The sequence below is a fragment of the Streptomyces sp. SID14515 genome, assembly GCF_010548505.1.
In the GTDB taxonomy this organism is placed as follows: domain Bacteria; phylum Actinomycetota; class Actinomycetes; order Streptomycetales; family Streptomycetaceae; genus Streptomyces; species Streptomyces caviscabies.
Window position 1 is genome coordinate 57,715 of the sequence record NZ_JAAGMH010000034.1, and the last position, 12,110, is coordinate 69,824.

Here is a 12,110-nt window from a genome sequence, read left to right on the forward strand (position 1 = left end):
ACCATCGGTTATTGAGGGGGGAGAACGGGCAGGCGGTTCACGGGCCGAAGGTTCGAGGGAGCCGAAGGGTCCACGGGGGAAGGACGCGGGGCGATGGGGCGCGAGGTCTGGCGGGACAGTGCGGACAACGAGGCGGCCTCGGCCGTCTTCCACCTGATGCAGCAGCTGATCGACCGCTACCGGGTCAACCGGCCGGTGATGCCGCTCGTGGTGGCCCAGGCGGCGGACGCCGGGGCCGGGCCGGAGATCGACGCCCGGGTGGAGCGGGTCGTCCACCAGGTGCACCGGGCCAACGAGTTACGACGGGTGCCGGTGCGGCTGCTGGACGGCGAGGGGGCGACGCCGTACGAGGCGGCGCTCGACATGGTGCGCACGCTCTCCGAGAAGCCGTGGGAGACCCGCGAGAACACCCAGTACAAGACCTTCTCCTTTCCCCGCTCCCGGTTGCTCGGGGCGATCGAGCAGGCCACCGCGGCGGTGGTCGAGCAGTCGCACGGCAACACCTCCGAGGTGCGCGAGGAAAGGATTCTGGAGCAGCTGAGCCGGCTGCGCTGGCGGTCCGGCCGGCCGCGCCGGGGCAGCTGGTGGGAGTCGCTGCGGGAGTCGGTGCGGCCCGAGACGTTCGTCGGCGCGCTCTTCATCGCCCTGCTCAGCGTGCTGCTCGGCGAGATCGACTGGCTGCTGACGGCCCTGGTGGCGGCCGTCGCGCTGCTCGGGCTCGCCGTGGTGGGCCTGGCGAGCCGGGCCGCGCCGCCGCTGCTGTGGCTGCGCCGGGCCAGCCGCTGGTTCGCCACCACCTCGTCCCTTGCCGCCTCCAGCACCGGCTATCCGTCGGACGGCTGGTCGTGGTTCTCGCCGAGCGGTTCCTGGCGGGTGATCCGGGCGCGGGCGGCGGCGGTCGCGGAGCGGGTGGCGGACGCGGGGGCGGGCGACGAGCACGCGCGCCAGTTCCATCTGGAGCTGCGGGTGCAGGCGCTGCTGGAGGACCTGCGGCACAACTACCGCCCGCACTCCCTGGACTGGCGGCGCAGCAAGCGCACGGTCCCGCCGGTGGTGTTCCTGCCCCGGGCCACCCAGGACAACGGCGGCATCCTGCTGATCAACGCGATCAACAACGTACGGTCGCGGCGCAGCGAGGTCGATCCGCTGCTGCTGCTCGCCTCGCTGCCGGCCTCCGAGATCATGCGGCACACCCCGCCGCTGCCCCCGGAGCGGCCGGGTCCGGGGGCGTCGGCCGGTTCCTCCGGGGCGCGGGCCCGCTACGAACGCTGGGTCGACGATCTGAGTCTGGGCCAGTCGCCGGTGGCGGCGGCGACCCTGGCGTGGGTGCTGCTGCTGCCGCTGTCGACGGAGAAGCTGACGCATGAGCACGCGTACGCGCAGCTCGTCACCCACCGGGTGCGGCGGACCTGGGCGTGGTGGGTGATGTCGCGGGCGAGCGTCGCCGTGGTCGTCGTGGGCTCGCTGCTGGGGGCGTTCCTGTGGGCCGGGCACTGGCGCGATACGTACTGCCACGGCCCGCTGACCGACCGCAACACGGACGCGATCTGGGCCGGGGAGGGGGACGACCGGGAGTGCGTGGGGGTGGCGACCGCGCCCGAGGTGCTCTTCGCGCGGGGCAACGACCTGGAGCTGAACGGGGCCGGCAAGGGCATCACCTTCGAGCGGATCGAGCAGGAGATCCGCGCCGAGAACGCCGACATCGCGCCGGGTGACGCCTATGTGACGGTCGTGTACGCCGGTCCGCTGACCGCCACGGGCAAGGACCGGGAGGCGACCCGCAAGGGCCTGGAGGAGCTGACCGGCGTCTACCTCCAGCAGCGGGCGGTGAACAAGACCGTGGGCCGGTCGGTGAAGCTGCGGGTGCTGACCGCCAACGGCGGCGAGGACATGCTGCGGCAGCTCACCGCCGTACGGAAGATCATCGAGGTGGCCCGGCGGGACCCGTCGGTGGTCGGGGTGGTCGGTCTCGGGCGCAACACGTACGAGAGCGACGACGCGACGCGGCTGCTGCGCGACGCCGGGCTGCCGCTGGTGAACACGACGAACTCCAGCGGCGAGCTGCCCCGCCGGTTCCCCAACTACTTCGGCCTGGCGGCGACGGACGCGGAGCAGACGTACGCGCTCGGGCTGGTCGCCCGGCAGGTCGCGAAGGGGCTGGACCGCCCGCACGCGATCGTGCTGTCGCGCGGGGACCGCAACGGGGACCTGGACCGGTACACCGCCGAGCAGCGGGCCGCGGGCAAGGAGATGCTGCGGTCGTCGGGCTTCTCGCTGGGCCGGGACGTGGCTTACGACCTCGCGGGCGGGGCGAGTCTGAACGCCCCGCTGACCACCATCTGCCAGGCCGAGCGGGTGCCGGACGCGCTGTATTTCGCGGGGCGGGTCGAGGACGTGCCGACGCTGATGGCGGGCCTGTCGGGCACCACCGGGTGCTCGGACCGTCGGATGACGGTGTTCACGGGGGACGATCTGACGAAGGGCACCTTCGACGACAGCACGTCGATCGCGGCCAACGTCACGCTCTACCACAGCTCCCTCGCCCCGCTGGACCGGGGAAAGAACCTCGGCTTCTACGGCGACGCGTACCGCACCCTGCGGGCCCTGCACCCGGAAGGGGAGGTCACCGCGCTGGTCTCGGGGCGTCCCGCGTACGAGGACGAGCTGTTCGCCAGCGGGCAGACCGTCATCTCCTACAGCGCGACGGCCGCGCTGTACGACGCCGCGGCGCGCGGCGACAAGCGCCGGAGCGCGGCGGAGACCTGGGCCACGCTGCACACGGTGGACCTCAACAACATGCCCACCGGGACGATCTCGTTCAGCCGGGCGAAGTCCTCGGTCTCGGACAATGTGCACGGTCTCAACATCGTCAAGGTGGTCCGGCCGGGGCCGAGCGCCGAGCGGACCCTGGTGTGCGGCAAGCCGGCCGGGGTCACACCACCGCTGACGGCGAAGGACTGCAAGCCGTGAGGCGGCCCGTCCGGGTCAGTCGACCAGGTCGCGGACGACGGCGTCGGCCAGGAGCCGCCCGCGCAGGGTGAGGACCGCGCGGCCCTCGTCGTACGGTTCCGGGTCCAGCAGCCCGTCGGTCAGGGCGCGGCGGGAGGCGGCGAGGCCGTCGGGTTTGAGGAGGTCCAGCGGGCAGCCGTCGCGCAGCCGCAGCTCCAGCAGGATCCGCTCGACCCGGCGGTCCTCGTCGCTCAGCACCTCGCGGCCCGCGCCGGGCGAGCGGCCCTCGGAGAGCGCCTGGGCGTACGCGCCGGGGTGCTTCACGTTCCACCAGCGCACGCCGCCGACGTGGCTGTGGGCGCCGGGGCCCGCGCCCCACCAGTCGGCGCCGCGCCAGTAGAGCTCGTTGTGCAGGCAGCGGCCGGCCTCGGTGGTGGCCCAGTTGGAGACCTCGTACCAGTCGAAACCGGCGGCGGCGAAGGCCTCGTCCGCGATGAGATAGCGGTCGGCGTGCGCGTCGTCGTCGGTCATCGGGATCTCGCCGCGCCGGATGCGGCGGGCGAGCTGGGTGCCCTCCTCGACGATCAGGGCGTACGCGGAGACATGGTCGGGGCCCGCGCCGATCGCGGCGTCCAGGGTGGCCCGCCAGTCGTCGTCGGACTCGCCGGGGGTGCCGTAGATCAGGTCGAGGTTGACGTGGTCGAAGCCCGCCGCGCGCGCCTCGGCGACACAGGCCTCGGGGCGGCCGGGGGTGTGGGTGCGGTCCAGGATCTTCAGGACGTGCTGCTTGGCGCTCTGCATGCCGAAGGAGACCCGGTTGAAGCCGCCCTCGCGCAGGGCCGCGAGGTAGGCCGGATCGACGGACTCCGGATTGGCCTCGGTGGTGATCTCGGCATCCTCCGCGAGCCCGAACTCCTCCCGGATCGACGCCAGCATCCGTACGAGATCGGCGGCGGGCAGCAGGGTGGGCGTGCCGCCGCCGACGAAGACGGTGCGGACCGGGCGCGGGTCGTCGCCGAGGACCTTGCGGGCCTGGCGGACCTCCTCGATCAGGTGGGCGGCGTAGTTGTCGCGGGAGGCCAGCGCTCCGCCGGAGCCGCGCAGCTCGGTGGCGGTGTAGGTGTTGAAGTCGCAGTAGCCGCAGCGGGTGGCGCAGTACGGCACGTGCAGATAGAAGCCGAGCGGGCGGTCGGCTGCGCCTTCCAGGGCGTGGCGGGGCAGCGCCCCGTCGTCGGGCACGGGCTCACCATCGGGCAGTACGGAAGGCATACCGACCATTGTCGCTCGCCGCGGAAGCGTATTGCTCCGCTCACTCCGCGTGCAGCACCAGCAGGGCCACGTCGTCGTCCGGCGGCTGCTCGGCGAACTCGTGGACCGCCCGCCGGATCCGCTCGGCGGTGGCCTCGGCGGGCAGAGCGGCGCACCCGGCCAGCACCCGGGCCAGCCCGTCCCCGTCGTCGAACATCAGCGGGCCCGACCGCCGCTCGGTCACCCCGTCGGTGACGCAGAGCAGGGTGTCCCCGGGCGCGAGGTCGAAGGTCTGGCTCTCGTACGCCACGTCCTCGACGACCCCGAGCAGCACCTGGGGCTCGGCGGCCGGGCGTACGGAGCCGTCGGGGCGCAGCAGCAGCGGCAGCGGGTGTCCGGCGCTGGCCACCGTGCAGCGGACCCCGCCGTCCGGGAGCGGCACGACCTCCCCGTACAGCAGAGAGAGGAAGCGCGACTGGGTGCCGTCGTGGAGCTGCTGGCCCCCGGCGGCGGCGACCATCAGGGCGGCGGCCTCGGCGGCCTCCATGGCGTCGTCGAGGAGCAGCCGGTTCAGCCGGTCCAGGACCTCTCCGACGCCGAAGCCCTCGCGGGAGAGCAGCCGCAGCCAGGGGCGGGCGAGGCCGGTGACGACGGCGGCCTCGGGGCCCGAGCCCTGGACGTCGCCGAGGACGAAGCACCAGCGGTCGCCGGGGCACGGGAAGATGTCGTAGAAGTCACCGCCGACCACTCCGTCGTCGCTCGGTTCGTAGACGAGGGCGCTGGTGACGCCGGGGATCTCGGCGACCTTGCTGGGGAGCAGGCCGCGCTGGAGGATCCGGCTGATGGTGGCCTGCCGGGTGTAGGCGCGGGCGGCGCCGACGGCGAGCCCGAGGCGGCGGACGAAGTCCTCGATCAGCGAGGCGACGGCCTCCGGCACCTGGGCGACGCCCTCACGGCCGACGAGCACGGTCCCGAGGGCCCGGCCGCCCGCGGTGATCCGGAACGCGAGCGCGGCCCCGTCCCGGCCGCCGGGGTGCGGAGGCGGGGGCGGTGCGGGGTTCCCGTCGGCTTCCGGGGTGCCGGGGTGCGGGTCCGCGGTGCCGGAGGCCGGGCCCGGGGTGCCGGGGTGCGGGCCCGGGGTGCCGGGGTGCGGGTCCTCCTGGCCCTGCTGGGCGGGCCAGGGCACGGGGACGGGCACCGGGCCGGAGCCCGCCCCGGCGGGGAGCTTGAGGGGGGCCTTCTCCAGGGCGGTGCGCAGCGGCTCGGTGCCGGTCTCGTCGCTGTGCCAGACCCGGGCGAGCCGGGGTTCCGCGGCCGGACCGCCGCCCTCGGTCTCCAGCCAGATCGCGCACCAGTCCGCCAGCCGGGGCACCAGCAGCTGGCCCGCTATGGCGGCCACCAGGTCCTCGTCGAGCTGCCCGGCGAGCAGGTCGGAGGCCTCGGCGAGGAAGGCCGGGGCGCCCCGGCTGTCCCAGACCGCGTCGTCGCGCTCGGTGCGCCGGGCGGCGGGGGCGAGGATCTCGGCGGCGCGCAGACCGCGCCGGAGGGCCTCTCCGTCGGGCGGGGAGGGCGGGGCGCTCCAGTCGTCGACGGGGAGGCGGGCCCAGACGGTCTTGAGGCCGGTGCGGTAGGTGATGCCCCAGGAGTCGGCGAGGGTGGCGACGAGCTGGAGGCCCCGGCCGTACTCGGCGGGGTCGGGCAGCTCCCCCGCGACCGCGCCGGCCGGCTCGGCGCCCGGGCCCGGCTCGTCGCCGCTGACCGGGCGGGCCGGGTGGTGGTCGGTGACCTCCAGGACGAGGGCGGCCGTCGGCTCGTCGTCGCCGCCCTCCTCCTCCAGCCTGAGGACCAGGTCGACCGTGGTCCCGGCGTGCACCACGGCGTTGGTGACCAGCTCGTTGGTGACGGTCACGGCGTCATCGGCCAGCCGGTCGCTGAAGCCCACGGCGGCGGGCACCCCGAGCCCGGTCCACTCGGCGAGCGCGGCGCGCACGAAGCGGCGGGCGGCGGACGGGGCGAGGGGTATGCCGGGCAGGCTGGTGCGGCTGGCCAGGCGCGGGCCGTGCGCGTACCCGGCACGGGTGGTGCCAGGACGCTGCACGGTGTCCCGCTGCAAGGGAATGGGCGCCACGGTGCGGCTCCTACGGTCCGACGACACCGACAGAGTGACAGACCGACCGCATCCATAAGCACCGAGTTACCGAAGTGAGCAGAAAATCGAGCAGATTCGAACGCAAGGCTTCGGGAAACTTGACGCTTCGGAAAATCGGAACCGGTGCGGCCGGGCGCGACAGGAACCCTCCGTCGCAGCGATGAGCCCGCGGGCGTCCGCGGGTCTACCCCTTGAGAGACGACCGACTCACCGGGAGCACGCCATGGGCCTCATCCACATCGAGCTGTTCGCGACCCTCGACCTCGTCGGGCAGGCGCCCGGCGGCCCCGACGAGGACCCGGTGGGGTTCCCGTTCGGCGGCTGGCAGGCGCCGCTGCTGGACCAGGTCGCCGGGGCGCAGGTCGGCCAGGCGTACGAGGGTACGGACGCCCTCCTGCTCGGCAGGCGGACATACGACATCTTCGCCGCGTACTGGCCCCACCAGCAGGGCGGCGAGGACGGCGAGATCGCCACGCTCTTCAACGGCGTCCCGAAGTACGTGGCCTCCCGCGGCCGGCCCGACCTCTCGTGGGCCGGGTCCACGCGGCTGGGCCCGGACCTCGCCGCCTCGGTGCGCGAGATCCGTGACCGGCACGAACACGTGAAGGTCGTCGGGAGCCTGAACCTCGTGCAGACCCTCCTGCGCGAGAGGCTCTTCGACCGGCTCGACCTCTGGCTGCATCCGATCGTGCTCGGTGTCGGGAAGAAGGTGTTCGACGGCGGCGCGGTGCCCGCCAACCTCACGCTCCTCGCACCCCCGGCAGCCGGCCCGAAGGGCACCGTGTATCTGCGCTACGGGCTCGCCGAGGGCACCCCCGCGACGGGCGACATGAGCGCGCCCGATCGCGGCGCCGGAAGCTAGCGGCCGCCCTGCCGATCGGGGCCCGGTCACGGCAGGCTCCGCACGGCGAACGGGGCGGCCGGGCACCTGGGTGTCCGACCGCCCCGCCGTGCCGTTCCGGGGCCGAGCCCCCGGAAGGCGACCGTGGCGTCCCGGAGCGAGCCCCGGTGCCGCGGTCGGCGCGCGAAGGCTTACGCCTCGCGCGAGCCCGCGTACATCTCGTCGATCAGGCCCTGGTACTCCCGCTCGACGACCGGCCGCTTCAGCTTGAGGCTCGGGGTCAGCTCGCCGTGCTCGACGTCCAGGTCGCGCGGCAGGAGGCGGAACTTCTTGATGGTCTGCCAGCGCTGGAGGCCCTCGTTGAGGCGCTTGACGTATCCGTCGATCAGCTCGACGGTCTGCGGGGCGGCCACGACCTCCGCGTACGACTTGCCCTCCAGGCCGTTCTCGGCGGCCCAGCCGAGGATGGTGGGCTCGTCGAGGGCGATGAGCGCGGTGCAGAAGTTACGGTCCGCGCCGTGCACCAGGATGTTGGAGACGAACGGGCAGACCGCCTTGAACTGGCCCTCGACCTCCGCCGGGGCGACGTACTTGCCGCCGGACGTCTTGATCAGGTCCTTCTTGCGGTCGGTGATGCGCAGGTAGCCGTCGACCGACAGCTCGCCGATGTCCCCGGTGTGGATCCAGCCGTCCGACTCCAGGACCTCCGCGGTCTTGTCGGGCAGCTTGTGGTAGCCGTCCATGACGCCGGGGCCGCGCAGCAGGATCTCGCCGTCGTCCGCGATGCGCACCTCGGTGCCGGGGAGCGGCTTGCCGACGGTGCCGGTGCGGTAGGCCTCGCCCGGGTTCACGAAGGAAGCGGCGCTGGTCTCGGTGAGGCCGTAGCCCTCCAGGATGTGGACGCCGGCGCCCGCGAAGAAGTAGCCGATGTCCGGGGCGAGGGCGGCGGAGCCGGAGATGCAGGCGCGCAGCCGGCCGCCGAAGGCGTCGCGGATCTTGGAGTAGACGAGGGTGTCGGCGACCTTGTGCTTGGCGCCGAGCGCGAAGGGCACGGAGGCCTTGCCGGTACGGCGGAAGTTGTCCTGGGAGACCTTGGCGTACTCGCGGGCCACCCCGGCCGCCCACTGGAAGATCTTGTATTTGGCGCCGCCGCCCGCGCGGGCCTTGGAGGCGACCCCGTTGTAGACCTTCTCGAAGATCCGGGGCACGGCGGCCATATAGGTCGGCTGGACGACCGGCAGGTTCTCGATGATCTTGTCGATGCGGCCGTCGACCGCGGTGACGTGGCCGACCTCGATCTGCCCGGAGGTGAGGACCTTGCCGAAGACATGGGCGAGCGGCAGCCAGAGGTACTGCACGTCCTCCGATGTGATCAGGCCGGTCGCGACGGTGGCCTTGGCCATGTACGACCAGTTGTCGTGCGGCAGCCGTACGCCCTTGGGGCGGCCGGTGGTGCCCGAGGTGTAGATGAGGGTGGCGAGCTGGTCGGCGGTGATCGCGGCGACCCGCTCGGTGACCGCGTCCGGGGTCTTGGCGAGGAGCTCGGCGCCCTGGGCCTCCAGCTCCGCGAGGGTGATGATCCAGCCCTCCGGGTCGCCCTCGGCGGGCTCGACGCCGGCCGGGTCGATGACGACGACATGGGCGAGATCCGGCAGGTCGGCGCGGGTCTCCCGGGCCTTGGCCAGCTGCTCGGCGTCCTCCGCGATGAGGATCCGGCTCTCGGAGTCGGCCAGGATGAACGCGGATTCCTCGGCGTTCGTGGAGGGGTAGATCGTGGTGGTCGCGGCGCCCGCGCACATCACCCCGAGGTCGATGAGGATCCACTCCACCCGGGTGGCCGAGGAGAGGGCGACCCGCTCCTCCGGCCGTACGCCGAGCGCGATCAGCCCGGCGGCGATCGCGTAGACCCGCTCGGCGGCCTGGCCCCAGCTCAGCGACTTCCAGTCGTCGGGCCCCTCGCCCGAGGCGGAGGGCACCGGATAGCGGTAGGCCTCCCCGTCCGGGGTCGCCGCCACGCGGTCGATGAAGAGGGCCGCCACGGACGGCGGCCGGTTATCGATCAAGGTCTGTGTGTCGCTCACGACGTCCTCCGGGCCTGCGGCATTGCTACGACCGGCTTCTTTGATACGGCGACTTGCTCTGTACGTCCTGCTCTGCAACCTGCTTGTTCGGCTTGTTTAACTGGCCAGTAACCATCGAGTCGTGATCAGAGTAGAGCGCACTTGTCCGCCACGTAAGAGGCAACGGGCCGCCGCTTTCATAACGAAAGGGCCCCCATGCCGATGCTGCGGCACGGGGGCCCTCCGGACTGCTCATCGACAGGCGGCGGCGTGGGGCTACTTCTTGCCCTTGCTCTCGCCCGCGGACTCGTCGGTCGACAGGACGGAGATGAAGGCGTCCTGCGGAACCTCCACATTGCCGACCATCTTCATCCGCTTCTTGCCCTCCTTCTGCTTCTCCAGCAGCTTCCGCTTACGGGAGATGTCACCGCCGTAGCACTTGGCGAGGACGTCCTTGCGGATGGCGCGGACGGTCTCACGGGCGATGACCCGGGCGCCGATGGCCGCCTGGATCGGCACCTCGAAGTTCTGCCGGGGGATGAGCTTCTGGAGTTTGGCGACGAGCCGGACGCCGTACGCGTACGCCTTGTCCTTGTGGGTGACCGCGGAGAACGCGTCCACCTTGTCGCCGTGCAGCAGGATGTCGACCTTGACGAGCTGGGCGGACTGCTCGCCGGTGGGCTCGTAGTCGAGGGAGGCGTAACCCCGGGTCTTGGACTTCAGCTGGTCGAAGAAGTCGAAGACGATCTCCGCGAGCGGCAGGGTGTAGCGGATCTCGACCCGGTCCTCGGAGAGGTAGTCCATGCCGAGCAGGGTGCCGCGCCGGTTCTGGCAGAGCTCCATGATCGCGCCGATGAACTCGCTCGGGGCCAGCACCGTGGCGCGCACCACGGGCTCGTGCACCTTGTCGATCTTGCCCTCGGGGAACTCGCTCGGGTTGGTGACGGTGTGCTCGGTGCCGTCCTCCATCTCGACGCGGTAGACCACGTTGGGGGCGGTGGCGATCAGGTCGAGGCCGAACTCGCGCTCCAGCCGCTCGCGGACCACGTCCAGGTGGAGCAGGCCGAGGAAGCCGACGCGGAAGCCGAAGCCGAGCGCGGCGGAGGTCTCCGGCTCGTAGACCAGGGCGGCGTCGTTGAGCTGGAGCTTGTCCAGCGCCTCGCGCAGGTCCGGGTAGTCGGAGCCGTCCAGCGGATACAGCCCCGAGAACACCATCGGCTTCGGGTCCTTGTAGCCGCCGAGCGCCTCGGTCGCCCCGTTCTGCAGGGAGGTGATCGTGTCACCGACCTTGGACTGCCGGACGTCCTTCACCCCGGTGATGATGTAGCCGACCTCGCCCACGCCGATGCCGTCGGCCGGGGTCATCTCCGGGGAGGACACCCCGATCTCCAGCAGCTCGTGGGTGGCGCCGGTGGACATCATGCGGATGCGCTCGCGCTTGTTGAGCTGACCGTCGACGACACGGACGTAGGTGACGACACCGCGGTACGAGTCGTAGACCGAGTCGAAGATCATCGCGCGGGCGGGGGCGTCCGCGACGCCGACCGGGGCCGGCACGTCCCGCACGACCCGGTCGAGCAGCGCGTCCACGCCGACGCCGGTCTTGGCGGAGACCTTGAGCACGTCCTCGGGCTGGCAGCCGATGAGGTTGGCCAGCTCCTCGGAGAACTTCTCCGGCTGGGCGGCCGGGAGGTCGATCTTGTTGAGCACCGGGACGATGGTGAGGTCGTTCTCCATCGCGAGATAGAGGTTGGCCAGCGTCTGGGCCTCGATGCCCTGCGCGGCGTCGACCAGCAGGATCGTGCCCTCGCAGGCGGCGAGCGAACGGGAGACCTCGTAGGTGAAGTCCACGTGGCCCGGGGTGTCGATCATGTTGAGGACATGGGTGGTGCCCGTGTCCTCGCCCGTGTTGGGCGCCCAGGGCAGTCGGACCGCCTGGGACTTGATGGTGATGCCGCGCTCGCGCTCGATGTCCATCCGGTCGAGGTACTGAGCACGCATCTGCCGCTGGTCGACCACTCCGGTCAGCTGAAGCATCCGGTCGGCGAGGGTCGACTTGCCGTGGTCGATGTGCGCGATGATGCAGAAATTGCGGATCAGCGCCGGGTCGGTACGGCTCGGCTCGGGCACGTTGGAAGGAGTCGCGGGCACGCAGGGTCCTGATTCTTGAGACGCCGAACGCCGTGTCTCGGGTCGATGTCGGGTCGGTCGGATCGTCGGTCGGATCGATACGTAGGCTCCATCGTCCCACGCCTGCGGGGCAGCGACCGGTTTGGGCCGGTCGGAGGGTGACTGCTACCGTGGACAGCTGTGCCTCGTGGCTCTCACGAGCGGCGTGGCTCACCTAGAAGATCCAACGAACCTGAAAAGGCTCTTTCGTGGCGAACATCAAGTCCCAGATCAAGCGGAACAAGACCAACGAGAAGGCGCGCCTGCGCAACAAGGCCGTCAAGTCGTCGCTCAAGACCGCGATCCGCAAGGCCCGCGAGGCCGCCGCTGCCGGTGACGTCGAGAAGGCCACCACGGCCGTCCGCGACGCCTCCCGTCAGCTCGACAAGGCTGTCTCGAAGGGTGTCATCCACAAGAACGCCGCCGCCAACAAGAAGTCGGCGCTGGCGTCCAAGGTTGCCGCCCTGCAGGCCTGAGCTTCTTCCCGAAGCTCACTGATGTGATCGCCGGAACGGACCAGCGGGCCCTCTCTCCCGCCCCTGCCCGGCACCCCGCGCCGCACACCGAACCTGCGTTCGCCACGCGGGTGCGGCGCACCCAAGCATGACGCGAAAGCCCCGGTCACCCGATCTCCCCAGATCGAGCCCGGGGCTTCCGCACGTACGGACCCGCTCCAGCCCATCCGGGCGCACGA

Annotated in this window: 7 protein-coding genes; 3 read left to right on the top strand and 4 right to left on the bottom strand. The window is 71.8% G+C overall.

The features are described from left to right. Window positions 1-93 precede the first annotated feature (93 nt). Window positions 94-2,970: a hypothetical protein gene (locus G3I54_RS06525; RefSeq protein WP_164612043.1), complete on the top strand. Its 2,877-nt coding sequence runs from the start codon at window positions 94-96 to the stop codon at window positions 2,968-2,970. A 15-nt stretch (window positions 2,971-2,985) separates the two neighbouring features. On the opposite strand, the gene hemW is transcribed toward G3I54_RS06525, so the two are convergent. Then, complete coding sequence (gene hemW / locus G3I54_RS06530) at window positions 2,986-4,227, bottom strand: radical SAM family heme chaperone HemW (protein ID WP_164612045.1); 1,242 nt, start codon at window positions 4,225-4,227, stop codon at window positions 2,986-2,988. Window positions 4,228-4,258: 31 nt separating this feature from the next. Beyond that, window positions 4,259-6,325, bottom strand: a complete 2,067-nt coding sequence (locus G3I54_RS06535) for an ATP-binding SpoIIE family protein phosphatase (RefSeq protein WP_164612047.1) — start codon at window positions 6,323-6,325, stop codon at window positions 4,259-4,261. Window positions 6,326-6,569: 244 nt separating this feature from the next. On the opposite strand from G3I54_RS06535, the gene G3I54_RS06540 reads away from it, so the two are divergent. Further along, window positions 6,570-7,208 (top strand): dihydrofolate reductase family protein, encoded by a 639-nt coding sequence (locus G3I54_RS06540; RefSeq protein WP_164612049.1) that lies wholly within the window; start codon window positions 6,570-6,572, stop codon window positions 7,206-7,208. A gap of 170 nt (window positions 7,209-7,378) precedes the next feature. Here the strand turns inward: G3I54_RS06540 and G3I54_RS06545 are convergent, their stop codons facing one another. Together G3I54_RS06545 and lepA are read right to left on the bottom strand one after the other, a co-directional pair. Further along, a complete protein-coding gene (locus G3I54_RS06545; protein ID WP_164612051.1) occupies window positions 7,379-9,268 on the bottom strand; it encodes a long-chain fatty acid--CoA ligase in 1,890 nt (629 codons plus the stop codon). A 255-nt stretch (window positions 9,269-9,523) separates the two neighbouring features. Next, window positions 9,524-11,398, bottom strand: a complete 1,875-nt coding sequence (gene lepA, locus G3I54_RS06550) for a translation elongation factor 4 (RefSeq protein ID WP_164612054.1) — start codon at window positions 11,396-11,398, stop codon at window positions 9,524-9,526. A gap of 227 nt (window positions 11,399-11,625) precedes the next feature. On the opposite strand from lepA, the gene rpsT reads away from it, so the two are divergent. Continuing rightward, window positions 11,626-11,892, top strand: coding sequence for a 30S ribosomal protein S20 (rpsT, locus tag G3I54_RS06555; protein ID WP_030077886.1), 267 nt, complete (start codon window positions 11,626-11,628; stop codon window positions 11,890-11,892). Window positions 11,893-12,110: the final 218 nt, after the last annotated feature.

Excerpts from the sequence above, each read along its gene's own strand:
- G3I54_RS06525 (WP_164612043.1), top strand. The coding sequence starts at position 94 with ATGGGGCGCGAGGTCTGGCGGGACAGTGCGGACAACGAGGCGGCCTCG.
- hemW (WP_164612045.1), bottom strand. The coding sequence starts at position 4,227 with ATGGTCGGTATGCCTTCCGTACTGCCCGATGGTGAGCCCGTGCCCGAC.
- G3I54_RS06540 (WP_164612049.1), top strand. The coding sequence starts at position 6,570 with ATGGGCCTCATCCACATCGAGCTGTTCGCGACCCTCGACCTCGTCGGG.